Consider the following 15,285-nt stretch of genomic DNA (forward strand, 5'->3'; position numbering starts at 1 on the left):
GCTAGAGCCGGCCCTCGGGTGCGAGGCGACGCCCCTCGAACAGCCGAGCGTAGCGGAAGGGATGCGGGTCCACGACCGGCGCGTCGCCGGTCACGACATCGGCGGCCAGGCGCCCCGCACCGGGGCCGATGCCGAAGCCGTGGCCGGAGAAGCCGGTGGCGAGGAAGAACCCCGGCATCGCATCCACGGCGGAGATGACCGGGACCGCATCCGGCGTGGAATCGATGGTCCCGCCCCAGGCCTCGGCCACGTCGATGCCCGTGCCCTCCGGATAGGAGGCGCGCAACGCGCCGAGCGCACGTTGCACCAGTTCGGGGTCAGGTGTCGGGTCGATCACGCGCGTCTTCTCGAATGGCGTGACGCTGTCGAAGGACCAGCGGGCGCCCGTGACCAGCGCATCGAGGAACGGCTTGCCGATGCGGATCTTGAGGTTGCCGCGCCGCTGCCGGTAGGTCGGCAGGAAATCGAGCGCGTAGCGGAAGTTGTCGGGCGTCAGATCCACCGTGCCGGTGCCGGCCAGCGCCACCGTGTAGCCGCCATCGAGCCGCCGCCGCACGCAATAGGATGCGGTGCCGACCGCGCCGTCGGTCAGGTCTGGCCCGGGCACGGTGCGGAAGGCGGTGGCGCGCACGAAGGCCTGCGGCAGGCGGATGCCGTGGCGGCGGCAAAACAGCGAGGACCAGGCGCCGCCGGCCAGCACCACCGCCTGGGTGCGGATGCGGCCCTTCTCCGTCACCACCGCGTCCACGGCGCCGCCGCGCGTCTCGATGCCGCGCGCGGCGCAGCCTTGGTGCAGGCTGACGCCGAGGCGCCTGGCTGCCGTGGCGATGGCCGGCGCCGCCATGGAGGGTTCGGCGCGCCCGTCATTGGGCGTGTGCAGCCCGCCCACCCAGCGTTCGACGTTGCCCGGCAGCATCTCGCTCGCCTCGGCGCCGGACAGGACGCGGCTGCGCACCTGATGCTCGCGCGCGATCTCGGCCCAGCGTTCCCAGGTCGCCATCTCCTCCGGGTCCTTGGTCACCCGCAGGACGCCGGTGCGCCGGAAGCCGGTGTCGCCGCCGATCTCGCTCTGCAGCGTGTCCCACATCTCGAGGCTTACGCGCGCGATCGGAATTTCGTGCGGGTCGCGGCCCTGCTGACGGCACCAGCCCCAGTTGCGGCTCGACTGCTCGGCGCTGACGTGCCCCTTGTCCACGAGGGCGACGGAACGGCCCTTCTTCACCAGTTCGTAGGCGGCGCAGACGCCGATGATGCCGGCGCCGATGACGACGACGTCGACGGCCTCGGGCAGGCGATCGTCACTCGGTATCCGGTCGACCGGAGGCGACATCGGCAGGTTTCCTTGCTCGGCGCCGTCAGGGCGCCATGGCGGGGGGCCTGCAGGGCGATATCGTCGCGGATGCAGGCGGAAAGGTGGCCGGGCGCGACCTCACGCAGCGGCGGCACGGCGGCGCGGCAGGCCTCGGTCGCGTAGCGGCAGCGTGTGCTGAAGGCGCAGCCCGGCGGCGGGTCGATTGGGCTCGGGATGTCGCCGGCGAGGATGATGCGCTGGCGTTCCACCGTCGGGTCCGGGATCGGCGCGGCGGACAGCAGCGCCTCGGTGTAGGGGTGGCGCGGGCGGGCGAAGAGGACGCGCGTCTCCGCCACCTCGACCAGCCGGCCGAGATACATCACCGCAATGCGGTCAGAGATGTGCCCCACCACCGCGAGGTCGTGCGCGACAAAGAGGATGGTGAGGCCGAGCAGGTCCTTCAGTTCCAGCAGCAGGTTCACCACCTGCGCCTGGATCGAGACGTCGAGCGCGGACACCGGTTCGTCCGCCACCAGGAAGTCGGGCCGCAGGATCAGCGCGCGCGCGATGCCGACGCGCTGGCGCTGGCCACCGGAGAGCTCATGCGGGTAGCGCGTCGCATGGTGCGGCAGCAGGCCGACGAGTTGCAGCGCGGCCTCCACCTTGGCCCGGCGCGCCGCGATACCGCCGGGTTCGTCGTGGATGATCAGCGGTGTCGAGACGATCCGCTCCACCGTCATTCGCGGGTTGAGCGAGGCGAAGGGATCCTGGAAGACGAGCTGCATGCGCCGGCGCAGCGGGCGCAACTGGCGCCGCGACAGCCGCGTGATGTCCTGCCCGTCGAAGGTGATGCTGCCCGAGGTCGGCGCGGTCAGCCGCAGCACCGTGCGCCCGACCGTCGTCTTGCCCGAGCCGCTCTCGCCGACCAGGCTCAGGATCTCCCCGCGCCGCATGCTGAAGGAGATGCCGTCCACCGCCTTCACCTGCTGGCGGTGCCGCGAGAACAGCGAGGAGCCGAGGGGGAACCACTTGCGGAGGTCCCGTACCTCCAGGATCGGCCGTTCCGTCATGGCGTCAGCTCACGCCAGCGCACGCAGCGCACCAGGCGCGCCTCGCCCGCGGATTCGAGTTCCGGCAGCCGGGCATCGCAAAGGCCGGCCACGTGATCGCCGCAGCGGGGGTGGAAGCCGCAGCCCTCGGGCATGTGCAGCGGGTCCGGCACATTGCCGGGGATGGCCGGTAGCGGGCCGGCACGCCGGCCGGCGAGGTCGAGGCGCGGCACTGACCGCAGCAGTCCCACCGTATAGGGCATCAGCGGGCGCGCGAAGAGCGGGCGGACATCCGCCTGTTCCACCACCCGGCCGCCATACATCACCATCACGCGGTCCGCGATCTCCGCCACCACGCCGAGATTGTGGGTGATGAACACCACCGCCATGCCGGTGCGTTCCTGCAGGCGCCGCAGCAGGTCGAGGATCTGCGCCTGGATGGTGACGTCGAGCGCGGTGGTGGGTTCGTCCGCGATCAGCACGGCAGGCTCGCAGGACAGCGCCATGGCGATCATGACGCGCTGGCGCATGCCGCCGGACAGGTGGTGGGGGTAGCTCGCCAGCCGCTGCCGCGGCGCGGGAATGCCGACAAGGTCGAGAAGCCGCACCACTTCCTCGGTCGCCGCACGGCGATCGAGCCCGCGGTGCAGGCGGATCGCCTCCGCGATCTGCTCGCCCACCGGCTTCACCGGGTTGAGCGAGGTCATCGGTTCCTGGAAGACCATGGCGATGGCATCGCCGCGGACGCCGCGCATCTCCGGCTCGGGCAGGGTCAGCACGTCGAGCATGCGGCCGTCCTTGCCCCGCAGGCCGACGCGACCGGTGACGGTGACGGCCGCACCCGGCGGCAGCAGCCGCATCAGCGCAAGGCTGGTGACGGACTTGCCCGACCCGCTCTCGCCCACCACGGCCAGCGTCTCACCGGGGCGGACCGCGAAGGAGACGCCGGAGACGGCCGCGATCTCCCCGCCGCGCGTGCGGAAGCGGACGCTGAGATCCTCGACCTGGAGCACCGGCGCGGCGGTCATCGCCCATCCATCCGCGGGTCCAGCGCGTCGCGAAGCCCGTCGCCGAGGAAGTTGAAGCTGGTCACGGCCAGGGTGATCGCGATGCCCGGCAGGATCGCCAGCCAGGGCGCGCTGGTCAGGTAGATCTGGGCGTTGTTCAGCATGTTCCCCCAGCTCGGAACCGGGGGCTGGATGCCGTAGCCGAGGAAGCTGACATAGGATTCCAGCAGGATGGCGCGCGCCACGTTGAGCGTCGCGGCCACCACGATCGGTGCGACGGCGTTGGGCACCAGTTCGCGCAGGATGATGTAGCGGTCTGTCGCGCCGAGAACCTCGGCCGCCACGGCGAAGTCGCGTTCGCGCAGGGACCGGATCTGGCCTTCCACGATGCGCGCGACATCCATCCAGGCGGTCGCGGCGATCAGCAGCGTGATCGAGGTAAGGCCCGGTTCCACCAGCGCGGCGAGGGCCAGCAGCAGGAAGATGGCCGGGAAGCACAGCACGGCATCCACGAAGCGCATCAGCGCCGTGCCGACGAGGCCGCCGTAATAGCCTGCGACGGCACCGACAAGGATGCCGACCGCCATGCCGATGGCCATCGCGACGAAGCCGACCAGCAGCGACACGCGCCCGCCCATCAGGATGCGCGCGAGCATGTCGCGCCCCAGCTCATCCGTTCCCAGGATGTGTGCACCGCCGAACGGCGCGGCGAAGCGCTGCATGATGTCGATGTAGGTGTCGTCGAAGGGCAGGAGGAAGGGCCCGAGAAAACAGGCGAGCGTCAGTGTCGCGATCGTCACCGCCCCGAACATCGCGAGGCGATGGCGGCGGAAGCGTTCCAGGACCCTAAGGCCGGCGGTGGGTGCTGCGGCAGGGGCGGCGGCGCTCATCCGAGCCGGATCCTCGGGTCGGCGACGGCGTAGAGCATGTCGGCGAGCAGGCTGCCGACCAGCACCATCGTCGCGGAGAACATCAGGATGCCCATGACCACCGGATAGTCGCGGTAGGAGATGGAATCGAGGAACAGCCGCCCCATGCCCGGCCAGGTGAAGACCGTCTCGGTCACCAGCGCGCCGCCGAGCAGCGTGGGGAGCTGCAGCCCGACCACGGTGATCATCGGCAGGGCGGCGTTGCGCATCGCGTGCCCCGCCAGCACCTGCCACTCCGGCAGTCCCTTGGCGCGGGCGGTGCGGATGTAGTCCTGGTTGACCACGTCGAGCATGGAGGATCGCATGAAGCGGCTCCAGATCGCCGTCTCCACCAGCGCGAGCACGGAAGCCGGCAGGATGAGATGGCGGAGCAGGTCGAGCAGCGACCCGTCGCCGACGGTCTCCCGGTTGCCGGAGGGCAGCCATTCGAGCTCGACCGAGAAGACGTAGATCGCCACCAGCCCGAACCAGAAGGTCGGGATGGACAACGCGACCATCGCGCCGACGGTGGCGAGGGTATCGAAGATCGAGTAGCGGCGGATGGCTCCAAGGATACCGATCCAGCAGCCGATCATGATGGCGAGCAGCGTCGCGGTCAGCATGAGTTGCAGCGTCGCACCGAGATGCGAGCCGATAACGTAGAGCACCGGCTCGCCGTCGCGGTAGGACCGGCCCCAATCCCCCGTCAGCATGCGGAGCAGCCATTCCGCATACTGCACAGGCAGCGGGCGGTTCAGGCCGAGTTGCTCCGCGATGCGGTCCAGGTCCTCCTGCGACATGTCGGTGCCGGCAGCGAACTGCGACAACGGCCCGCCGGGTGCCAGATAGAGGATCGCGAAACCCACCATCGAGACGATCAGGAGCAGGAGGACCGCCTGGCCGAGCCGGCGGACGAGGTAGGAGATCACGCCGTCACGCTGCGCGGGCCCAGTACCATTCCCGGATGTTCCAGCAGTTGGAGGACGTGTTGATGTTCGGCTTGTAGCCGATCAGGCCCTCCTTCGTGCCTTCGGCGACGGCGTACTGGAACAGCGGCAGGATGGCGAGGTCGTCGCGAATGATGCCCTGGATCCGCGCATAGGTGGCGCGCCGCGCCGCCTGGTCGAACTGCGTCGCGCCCTGCACCAGCAGCGCGTCCACCTCGGGGTTGGCATACTGGATGTTGTTGTTGCCGCGCCCGCCCTTGGCCGGGATGCCGCCGCTGTGGAAGCGCGGCGTCACGTCCGGGTCGCTGCCGAGCATGAAGTTCACCCCGACCATCACGGAATTGAAGCGCGACTGCTGCCAGAACTCGCCCCAGATGACGGCCGCGGGCATGTTGTTGATGCGCATCGCCGCGCCGATCGTGCGCCAGTCCTGCATCAGAAGCTGCTGCGCCTGTTCGCGCACCGGGTTGCCGGTGGTGGTCGAGTTCGCGAATTCCAGCCGCACGCCGTTCTTGGCGCGGATGCCGTCCGACCCGCGCTGCCATCCCGCCGCGTCGAGCAGCGCGTTGGCCGCCGCCGGGTCGTGCCGATGCGCCGGGAGGTCGGGGTTGAACGCCCAGGACTCGCGCGGGATGAAGGATTCCGTCGGCGTCGGCAGGCCGTAGTAGATCGCGTCGATGATGGCGCGCTTGTTCATCCCCATGTAGAGCGCCTGCCGCACCTGCTTGTCGGCGAGCGGGCCGAACTCCAGGTTCGGCGAGATGCTCTCGACCGAGGCGGTCGGCGACAGGTGGATGGTGCGTCCGCGCAGCGTCCTCGCCTCGCGCACGAAGGGCGGGCTGATGCCTTGGATGCCGGTGTAGTCCACCTGGCCCGTGCGGAACTGCGTGTAGAGCACGGTCAGGTCCGGGATGTACTTGAACACCACGCGCTCGAGGAACGGACCGCGCCCGTGATAGGAGGTGTGCGCCGTCAGCGTGATGTTGTCGCCCGGCGTGCGCGAGCCCCAGCGGAACGGGCCGGTGCCGACCGGCGCGGTGTTGAACGGCGCGGTGTTCGGGTCGCTCGCCGCACCGAGCACATGCTTCGGCACGATGAAGGTCAGCGACAGGATGGACAGGTAGGGGGCGTAGGCCCGTTCCATCCTCCAGGTGATCTCGTCCGGTGCAGTGACGGTGATGTCCTGAAGCAGGTTGTGGCCGACGCGCGTGCGCGCCCGGAAGGACGTGTTGTTGATGAGGTCGAACGTGTACTTCACGTCCTCGGCGGTGAAGGGCGTTCCGTCATGCCACTTCACGCCCGGGCGCAGGCGCACCTTCCAGGTCAGGCCATCGGCCGAGATGCCGCCATTGGCGACCGTCGGGATCTCGCGCGCCAGGTCCGGGACGAATTTGCCGTCCGGATCGATGAACCACAGCGGGCTGAACAGGTTCCACCAGACGCCCTGGTCCACCTCGATGGCCGGCATCAGCGGGTTGAAGACCGTCGGTTCCTGGGAGAGGCCGACGATGACCTGGCCGCGCGGCCGGTCCGGTGCGGGCGGCGTGCGCTGCGGCTGCTGCGCCGAGGTCCCGCGCGGCAGCGCCGCAGCGAGGCCCGCGGCTCCGGTCGCGAGGAGGGTCCGGCGCCGCGACAGGCTGCCGGTGCCCTCCGTGGGCGATGCGCTGAAGGCTTCCTCGCCGATCCTGCCCGGTGCTTTGGTCACCTTCGCGTCCTCCCCTGCTGCCGGCGCTTGTGCCGGGCTTGTTGATGTTAGGCGCGCGACCGGCGCCGGCAAGCTGAATCGATCCCGGTGCGCGCCCTTCTTCGACCGTTCCTGCACGGCGCTGCATGCCCGCTGCGCAGGTCACGCAGCGCGAGCCTGCCGGAAAGGCAGACCCGCGTCCGCTGCGTCGCTACGCCGCAGACCGCGAGCATGCGTAAGCCGCAAGCTGTCGCGCGAGTTCCGTGAGATGCGCGCGCACCGTCTCGAGTTCCGGCCGACGGGTGCGCGCGGCCTCATCCATGTAGAGGCTGCGGTTCATCTCGATCTGCAGGCTGTGGATGCCGTTCTGCGGATTGCCGTGCTTGCGCACGCATTCGGCGCCGATGAAGTGCTTGTTGTTCGTCACGTTGTACCCGAATCCGCGCAGCACGGATCCGACCAGGTCCACGACCTCCGCGCCGCAGGTCGTGCCGTTGCGGTCGCCGAGGTCGAAGTCCGACCTGCGCTGCCCCGCATCCGCCTGCCCGGCCGCCGCGATCGCCGGCATGCTGTGGCAGCTCATGTGCAGCGCGATGCCGTGGCGCTCCCGCTGCGCGTTCAGCAGCCGCGCCAGTTCGTTGTGGTACGGCCAGTAGTAGTCGTCGAGGCGCGCGCGCACCTCCGCCACGGGCAGCTTGCCCGAATAGAGGCGCGTCGTGCCGGCGCAGACCATCGGGATCAGGCCGATGCCCATCTTTGTCTTCGCGCCCGGCTGCAGCGCCGCCGGCCATTCGCCCTCGATCGCCTCGGGATCGATGTCGAGTTCGTGCCGGTTGGCGTCGATGAAGACATTGGGGAAGCAGGCATAGAGCCAGGTCGCGCCGGCGTCCGGGACATTCCCGTAGACCTCCTCGACATACATCGAGATCGACCGCTGCACGTCGGCCATCGGCGCGGTGGCGCGGAAGGCGCGGGGATACTCCGCACCGCTGCGCGGAATGTCGAAGACCACCGGCGCGGCATCGGCGACGGGGTCGCGCCTCAGAAAGACCCCGGGTCGGACATGCATCAGCATCGTGTTCTCCATGCGTCGTTCGCGCGGGGGCTGACCCTCACGCGGCAGGTGCCTTGAACCGGTCCACGCGAAAGGCCTCGAGCGGAATGTCGGTGCGCCCGTCGACCACGAGTTCCGCCATGATGGCGCCGATCGCCGGGCCGAGCTGGAAGCCGTGGCCGGAGAATCCGAAGGCGTGGAACAGGCCGGGCGTGGTGCGGCTCGGCCCGATTACCGGGATGACGTCGGGCATCCTGCCGTCGATGCCGGTCCAGGAGCGGATGACCTGCACCCCGGCCAGGGAGGGGATGACCTCCACCGCCAGCCCCATCGTGCGGAAGGAGATTTCCGGCAGCGGCCTGGACCAGGGAACGGACGGATCGGATTCACCCCGCCCGCCGCCCATGATGACGTTCCCGCGCGGGATCTGGCGCAGGTAGAGATTGCCGCCCACGACGCCGAGGTTGGGCTCGATGAAGTAGGGCACCGGCTCGGTGACGAGCATGTTCGGGCTCAGCGCCTCGATCGGCACCGGTTCGCCGAAAGCCTCCGCGACCCGGCCGCCCCAGAAGCCCGCCATGTTCAGCAGGGCAGGGGCGGTGAATGCCTCCCCGGCCGCGGTGCGCAGGTGGAAGCGCGCGCCGTCATGCGCGTGGGCGACGACCTCGTGATGCTCGCGGATGTCCGCGCCGGCGGCACGCGCGGCATTGGCCAGCGCGGGCGCGAGCAGGCGCGGGTTGGCCGCGCCGTCCTCCGGTGCGAAGGATCCCGCCACCACCTGCGGCCCGAGCCATGGGTATTCCCGGTGGATCGCGTTGCGCCCGACCATGCGCAGCGGCAGGTCATGCTGCTTCGCGACATCGAGATAGGCGATGAGGTCCGCCTCCTCCGCCTCGTTGCGCGCGAGCTTCAGGTGGCCGGTGATGCTGAATTCCGCATCGGTGCCGACAAGGTCCTTCAGCCGCCCCCAGAGTTCGCGCGAGCGCCTCGCGATCGGCAGTTCCGCCGGGTGCCGCCCTTGCTGCCGCACGCCGCCGTAGTTCACGCCCGAGGCCTGGCCGCCGACCAGGCCGCGTTCCAGCAGCACGACACGCAGGCCCCGCTGCGCCAGGTGCAGCGCGGCCGAGCAGCCCGCCCCGCCGCCGCCCTGGATCAGCACGTCGCAGGCGATGGTCATGGCGCGTCTCCCGCGGCGGGGATCGGGATCGGCTTCACCGGTGGCTGTCCGCGCAGCCGGCCGATCGCCGTCACGTCGCAGCCGAGTTCCGCCGCCAGCACTTCCGCCGCGGCGACGCCGCAGACACGGCCCTGGCAGCGGCCCATGCCGACGCGGGTGAAGGCCTTGGCGCGGTTCATCTCTGGCGCCGGGCCGGTCGCGGCCTCGGCGCGCGCGGCGGCGCGCAGCTCGCCGGTGCGCAGGCCCTCGCAACGGCACAGGATCGTGTCGTCGGCGATGCCCCTCGCCAAGTGTGACGGGAACGGAAAGGCACGCTCGAGCGCCGCGCGGAAGCGCGCCTGCGCGGCGAGCTTCCGGTCCAGCGGGACGGTTTCGATCGGATCGACGCGATGCCCGGCATCCTCGAGCAGCGCGAGCGCGGCGCGGGCGCCGGCGATCTCGGCCACCTCCGCCCCGCCGATCCCGGCGCCGTCACCGGCGAGGTAGATGCCCCGGACCGGTGTCCGGCCGGCGGCGTCGCGCTCGGGCACCCAGTTCGCCTGCAACGGGTCGTGGCGGAACGGCACGCGCGCGAGGTCGGCGAGTTGCGCTTCCGGTTTCAGCCCCCAGCCCATGCCGGCCGCGTCGCAGGCCACGCGGTGCTCGCGGCCGGAGGCATCGCGCCATGCGACGCCCGTCACGCCGCCGGCATCGCCCTCGATGGCCAGCGGTGCGATGCCCTCCGCGATACGGATGCCGCGCCGCCGCAGCCAGGCGATGTAATAGAGCCCCTTGACGAAGGTTGCGCCGCCGCGCAGCAGACCAGGCGTCGCGCGGGCCTTGGTGGCGAAGGGAGTGGTGTCGAGCACCGCCGCCACCTCCGCCCCCGCCTTGGCATACTGGTATGCCACAAGCCACAGCAGCGGCCCGGTGCCGAGGAACACCACGCGCCCCCCGATGCCGCAGCCCTGAGTCTTGAGCGCGATCTGCGCAGCGCCCAGCGTCGTCACGCCGGGCCGCGTCCAGCCCGGCACGGGAATCACGCGGTCCATCGCGCCGGTGCAGAGGATGGCGGCGTCGTAATCCACCCCGGCCTGCCGCCCGCGATGCAGCGTGTGCAACTGCCGCGCTTCGGGTCGGATGTGCCAGACCAGCGTCTCCGGCCGCCAGTCGCTGCGCGGCTTGAGCGCGTCGAGCGCCGTGTGCAGCGCCGTCGCGCGCCGGGCCTCGAAGCCGTAGAGCGTGCGCGCGTCGCGGTTCACCCCGGGCGGCGGGCGCTGGTAGATGCGGCCGCCGCCATCCGGCGCCTCGTCGATCCACACGGGCGAAAGGCCCGCCGCCACCAGCCGTTCGACCGCGCGCACCCCGGCGGGACCGGCACCGACCACCGCGACCTTCATCCGCGCCGCACCTTCATGCCCTGTCCGGCGAGCGTCGCGCAGGCGCGCACCCGGCCCATGCCTTCCACCACCACCCAGCAATCCTGGCAGGCGCCCATCAGGCAGAAGCCCGCGCGCGGGCCATCGCCGAACTCGCTCTCCCGCAGGTGACCCGCGCCGCCGGCCAGCAGGGCGGTCAGCAGCGTGTCGCCCTGCTGCGCCTCGATCGGCGTGCCATCCAGCGTCAGGCTGATGCGCGGGCGCGATGCATCGCGCAGGCGTGTCAGTTTCACAGCGTGTCCTCGTGCCGGCAGTTGACCAGCAGTTCCGCCACGGTGGCGTTGTTGGGCAGGCGCAGCACGGCCTCGATCAGCGCGGCGATGTCCTCGGGGCGGGACATGCTGTCGCGCGGAACCTTGGTGACGTGCGCGGTCATGCCGGTGTCGACGAAGCCGGGGCAGACGGCGGTGGCGCGGATCCCGTGGTCCCAACCCTGGCGGCGCACTTCCTGCGTCAGCGCCATCACGGCGAACTTGCTCATCGCGTAACCGAGGTTGTCGTTGCGCACGCGCTTGCCGGAGAGGGAGGCGATGTTGACCACCCGGCCTTCCTTCGCCGCCACCAGGTGCGGCCAGGCGGCGCGGATCACCCGCATCGGCCCCTTGGCGTTGACGGTCCACATGGCGTCGAAGGCGCTCTCGTCAGGGTCGAGCAGCGTGCCGCGCGGGTTGATGCCGGCGGCATTCACCAGCGCGTCGATGCGACCGTGCCGGGCGATGGTGGCGGCGACCCAGGCATCCGCGCTGTCGGTCCTGGCGGCGTCGAAGGCATGCCCGGTCAGGGCGGCATGCGCCGGCAGGCGGGACGGGTCGCGCACGCCGGCGCTCACCGTATAGCCGGCGTCCAGAAGCCGTTCCGCCACTGCGCGGCCGATCCCGCGCGTCGCACCGGAGACCATCACCACGCGCCCCTGCGGGTCCATCATCGGGCGTTCTCCTGAAGTCCTGTCACGGCGAAAGCTCTGCCGCGCGGAGGCAGGCAATGCGGCGGTCCGCCGCGCCGGGCATGGGTTCGATCGGTGGCACGGCCTCCGCACAGGCCGGCTGCGCCATGGTGCAGCGCGTGCGGAACACGCAGCCGGAGGGCGGGTTGGCGATGCTCGGGACCTCGCCCGCGAGCGGTGCGCCTGCGGTGCCGCGGTGGCGCAGGGACGGCGTCGCCGCCAGCAGGGCGCGGGTATAGGGGTGCGCCGGCGCCCGGAAGATGTCCCGCGCCGGGCCTTCCTCCATCACCCGGCCGAGATACATCACCACCACCCGGTCGCAGAGGTGGCGGACCACGTGCAGGTCGTGGCTGATGAACAGCAGGGCTAGGCCGAGTTCCGCCCGCAGGTCGGCCAGCAGGTTCACCACCTGCGCCTGGATGGAGACGTCGAGCGCCGAGACGGGCTCGTCCGCCACGATGAAATCCGGCCGGGTCGAGAGCGCGCGCGCCACCGCGATGCGCTGGCGCTGGCCGCCGGAGAATTCGTGCGGCAGTCGCCGCGCATGGTCCGGGTCGAGCCCCACCTGCTTCAGCAGCGCCGCGACCGCGTCGCGCGCACCGCTGCCATGTGCGAGGCCATGGATCTGCATGCCGTCCGCGATCTGCGCGCCGACGGTCCGCCGCGGATCGAGGCTGCCAAAGGGATCCTGGAAGACCATCTGCATGCGGCGACGGAGTGCGCGCAGGTGGGCGGCGGGCTGCTGCGCGAGGTCCTCGCCATCGAACAGAACGCGGCCGCCGGTGGGGGGCATCAGCCGCAACAGCACGCGCCCCAGCGTGCTCTTGCCGCAGCCGGATTCGCCGACGACCCCCACGGCCTCCCCGCGGTTCACTGCGATATCGACGCCGCGCAGGGCCATGACCGGCGCGCCCCGGTGGAACAGGCCGCCACGCCGATGGAAGGCGCGCGTGAGGCCTTCTCCACGGACCAACGGGCCGGGCGCGGCGCTCATGCCATTTCCTCCCAGCGCAGGCAGCGCGAGTGCCGGCCGGACGCGATCTCCACGAGCGCAGGCGCGGCAGTGCGGCAGGCTTCGGCCGCCATGACGCAACGCGGGGCGAAGCGGCAGCCGGTCGGCATCGCCCAGGGCTGCGGCACGGCGCCGGGGATGGCGGACAGGCGCTCGGCCTCGCCTTCCGGCATGCTCGCGATCAGCGCGGCGGTGTAGGGGTGGCGCGGCGCAGCGAAGATGTCGGTGACGGGGGCTTCCTCCACCACCTCGCCGGCGTACATCACCAGCACGCGGTCGGCGATGTCGGACACCACGGCAAGGTTGTGGGTGACAAAGACCATGCCCATTGCGCCCTCGGCGCGCCTGAGTTCGGCCAGCAGGCCAAGGATCTGCGCCTGCACCGTGACATCGAGCGCCGTGGTCGGCTCGTCCGCCAGCAGCAGGCGCGGATGGTTGGCGATGGCCGCGGCGATCATCACGCGCTGGCGCTGCCCTCCCGAGACCTCGTGCGGGTAGGCATCCGCCGCGCGCTCCGGGTCCGGCAGGCCGACCTGGCGCAGCAGGGCGACGACGCGCGCCTTCACGCCCTGGGTGACGCCGTGGGCGCGCAGGCTTTCACCCACCTGGGCGCCGATGCGCAGCAGCGGGTTCAGGCTGCTCGACGGGTCCTGGAAGATCATCGCGAGGTCGCGGCCACGCAGGGCGCGCATGTCGGTCTCAGGCATGCGCAGCAGGTCGCGCACCTGCCCGTCCCGGCCGGTGAACAGGATCCGCCCCGCCACCGGCTTCACGGCGGAGGGCAGGAGGCCCATCACCGCGAGGCCCGTCAGCGTCTTGCCCGAGCCGCTCTCCCCGACGATGGCCAGCGTCTCGCCCGGCGCCAGGCTGAAGCCGACGTCGCGCACCACCTGGACCTGGCCGGCGCGGGAAGGGATCTCGAGGGTCAGGCCCTCCACGGTCAGCAGGCCAGGCGCGGCGGGCAGGGCGCCCACCGGCGCCGCGGGCAGCGCCACCAGGCGCCGCAGGAACCCCGGCCGCCCTGCCGCCTTGCCGCGCGGGTCGAGCAGGTCGCGCAACCGGTCGCAGAGCAGGTTCAGCACCAGCACCGTGCCGGTGAGCGCGAGACACGGCCAGAACAGCAGCAGCGGCGCCTGTTCCATGCTTGCCCGCGCGCCGCGGATCATCAGCCCCCAGGAGGGCGAGGGCGGCACCACGCCGAGGCCGAGGAAGGACAGCCCGCTCTCCAGCACCATCGCCGACGCCACCGTGAGCGAGAACTGGACGAGCAGCGGCGGGGCGATGTTGGGCAGCAGCGTGCGGGCCAGGATACGCCGCGTGCGCGCGCCGAGTGCTTCCTGCGCCGTGACGTAATCGAGCGAGCGGGCGGAGAGCGTCTCCGCATAGGCGACGCGCGCGAAGCCCGGCGCGAAAAGGATGGCGAGCGAGAAGACGAGCGTTCCCGCACCGGGCCCCATGAGCGTGACCACCAGCAGCGCCAGCAGCAGCGGCGGGAAGCACAGCACCACTTCCGCCACGCGCACTGTCACCAGTTCGACCACGCCCCGGAAATAGCCGCCGAGGATGCCGAGGAGCGTGCCGCCCGCCGCGGCCATCGCCGCCGCCGCGAAGGCGACGGAGAGCGAGACCCGCGCCCCCCAGACGATGCGCGACAGTACGTCTCGTCCGTACTCGTCCTGCCCCAGCCAATGCGTGAAGGACGGGCCCGTCAGCCGGTTCGCCACGTCCTGCCGGACCGGGTCGGTCAGCGGCAGCAGCGGCGCGGCGATCGCCGCCAGCACGATGATGGCGGCGAGGATCCCGGGAGCGGCCAAAGCGCGGATCGAAAGCCGCCGCATCAGCCGTGCCTGACCCGCGGATCGATGACGGCGTAGAGCAGATCCACCAGGAAGTTGAGCAGCACGAAGAGCGAGGAGATGACGAGGACGATGCCCATCACCTCCGGATAGTCGCGTGCCTCCACGGAGCGGACCAGGTATCCGGAAAGGCCGGGCCAGTTGAACACGAACTCGACCAGCACCGTGCCGCCGAGCAGCGAGCCGAGATGCAGCGCCACCACCGTGACCACGGGTGTCAGCGCATTGCGCACGACGTGGCGGCGTATGATCGCGCCTGGCGCGGCGCCGCGCGCCTGGGCGGCACGCACGTGGTCGCGTTCCAGCACTTCCAGCACCGAACTGCGCATGACGCGGAAGACCACGGCGCCGAGGCCGACCACGATGGTGCAGGCAGGCATCAACAGCAGCGCGAGGTGGCGTCCGGGATCCCGCGCGAAAGGCACGTAGCCGCCCGCCGAGACCAGCCGCAGCTCCTGCGCCAGCACCAGCACCGCAAGCGTGCCGACCACGAAGACCGGGATGGACAGGGCGAGGCCCGCACAGGCCGACAGCACCCGGTCCAGCGTGCCGCCGGCACGCAGCGCCGCCGCCACGCCGAGGGGTACGCCGACGATGAGGGAGATGACCCCCGCCGCGCCCACGAGTTCGAGCGTGCGCGGCAGGCGCAGCGCGATTTCCTCGCCGATGGGGTGTTCGTCCTGCAGCGAGAGGCCGAAATCGCCCCGCAGCAGGCCCGTCATGTAGGTCACGTACTGCGTCCAGAGCGGGAGGTTCAGGCCCAGCCTCTCCCGCAATTCTTCCACCGCGGCCGGGTCCGGGGCGATGCCGCCCTGGGACAGCAGCAACTCCGCCGGGTCGCCGGGGATGAGGTGGATCACCAGGAAGACCAGCGACGCCACCACCCAGACGAGCCCGAGCGAGACCAGCAGCCGGCGCGCGGCGAAGGCGAGCATGGCG

At 71.2% G+C, this 15,285-nt stretch carries 14 protein-coding genes; all 14 read right to left on the reverse strand.

The features are described from left to right. Window position 1 precedes the first annotated feature (1 nt). Window positions 2-1,330: an NAD(P)/FAD-dependent oxidoreductase gene (locus GXW76_RS00520; protein ID WP_211859970.1), complete on the reverse strand. Its 1,329-nt coding sequence runs from the start codon at window positions 1,328-1,330 to the stop codon at window positions 2-4. Continuing rightward, window positions 1,219-2,361: an ABC transporter ATP-binding protein gene (locus GXW76_RS00525; RefSeq protein ID WP_211859971.1), complete on the reverse strand. Its 1,143-nt coding sequence runs from the start codon at window positions 2,359-2,361 to the stop codon at window positions 1,219-1,221. Before GXW76_RS00525 ends, GXW76_RS00520 begins: the two co-directional genes overlap by 112 nt. Further along, on the reverse strand, window positions 2,358-3,368 hold the full coding sequence (locus GXW76_RS00530) for an ABC transporter ATP-binding protein (RefSeq protein WP_211859972.1): 1,011 nt from the start codon (window positions 3,366-3,368) through the stop codon (window positions 2,358-2,360). Before GXW76_RS00530 ends, GXW76_RS00525 begins: the two co-directional genes overlap by 4 nt. Further along, entirely contained in the window at window positions 3,365-4,237 is an 873-nt protein-coding gene (locus GXW76_RS00535) for an ABC transporter permease (RefSeq protein WP_211859973.1), read from the reverse strand. The genes GXW76_RS00530 and GXW76_RS00535 overlap by 4 nt, the downstream gene beginning before the upstream one ends. Further along, window positions 4,234-5,184 (reverse strand): ABC transporter permease, encoded by a 951-nt coding sequence (locus GXW76_RS26085; protein ID WP_211859975.1) that lies wholly within the window; start codon window positions 5,182-5,184, stop codon window positions 4,234-4,236. Before GXW76_RS26085 ends, GXW76_RS00535 begins: the two co-directional genes overlap by 4 nt. Before the next feature lie 4 nt (window positions 5,185-5,188). Further along, on the reverse strand, window positions 5,189-6,907 hold the full coding sequence (locus tag GXW76_RS00545; protein ID WP_338150859.1) for a peptide ABC transporter substrate-binding protein: 1,719 nt from the start codon (window positions 6,905-6,907) through the stop codon (window positions 5,189-5,191). 190 nt (window positions 6,908-7,097) lie between these two features. Then, window positions 7,098-7,961 carry an N-formylglutamate amidohydrolase gene (locus GXW76_RS00550; protein ID WP_211859977.1) on the reverse strand — a complete coding sequence of 288 codons (864 nt, stop codon included), beginning with the start codon at window positions 7,959-7,961 and terminating at the stop codon, window positions 7,098-7,100. A 37-nt stretch (window positions 7,962-7,998) separates the two neighbouring features. Beyond that, entirely contained in the window at window positions 7,999-9,117 is a 1,119-nt protein-coding gene (locus GXW76_RS00555; protein ID WP_211859978.1) for an NAD(P)/FAD-dependent oxidoreductase, read from the reverse strand. Continuing rightward, complete coding sequence (locus GXW76_RS00560; protein ID WP_211859980.1) at window positions 9,114-10,496, reverse strand: FAD-dependent oxidoreductase; 1,383 nt, start codon at window positions 10,494-10,496, stop codon at window positions 9,114-9,116. The genes GXW76_RS00555 and GXW76_RS00560 overlap by 4 nt, the downstream gene beginning before the upstream one ends. Next, entirely contained in the window at window positions 10,493-10,768 is a 276-nt protein-coding gene (locus GXW76_RS00565; RefSeq protein ID WP_211859982.1) for a (2Fe-2S)-binding protein, read from the reverse strand. Before GXW76_RS00565 ends, GXW76_RS00560 begins: the two co-directional genes overlap by 4 nt. Next, window positions 10,765-11,460 (reverse strand): SDR family NAD(P)-dependent oxidoreductase, encoded by a 696-nt coding sequence (locus tag GXW76_RS00570; RefSeq protein ID WP_211859985.1) that lies wholly within the window; start codon window positions 11,458-11,460, stop codon window positions 10,765-10,767. The genes GXW76_RS00565 and GXW76_RS00570 overlap by 4 nt, the downstream gene beginning before the upstream one ends. A 22-nt stretch (window positions 11,461-11,482) precedes the next feature. After that, window positions 11,483-12,472: an ABC transporter ATP-binding protein gene (locus tag GXW76_RS00575; RefSeq protein WP_211859987.1), complete on the reverse strand. Its 990-nt coding sequence runs from the start codon at window positions 12,470-12,472 to the stop codon at window positions 11,483-11,485. Next, window positions 12,469-14,328, reverse strand: coding sequence for a dipeptide/oligopeptide/nickel ABC transporter permease/ATP-binding protein (locus GXW76_RS00580; RefSeq protein ID WP_246513798.1), 1,860 nt, complete (start codon window positions 14,326-14,328; stop codon window positions 12,469-12,471). The genes GXW76_RS00575 and GXW76_RS00580 overlap by 4 nt, the downstream gene beginning before the upstream one ends. Next, window positions 14,328-15,281 carry an ABC transporter permease gene (locus GXW76_RS00585; protein ID WP_211859989.1) on the reverse strand — a complete coding sequence of 318 codons (954 nt, stop codon included), beginning with the start codon at window positions 15,279-15,281 and terminating at the stop codon, window positions 14,328-14,330. Before GXW76_RS00585 ends, GXW76_RS00580 begins: the two co-directional genes overlap by 1 nt. Between the last annotated feature and the right edge of the window lie 4 nt (window positions 15,282-15,285).

The sequence above is a fragment of the Neoroseomonas soli genome, from assembly GCF_018129065.1.
Lineage (GTDB): Bacteria > Pseudomonadota > Alphaproteobacteria > Acetobacterales > Acetobacteraceae > Neoroseomonas > Neoroseomonas soli.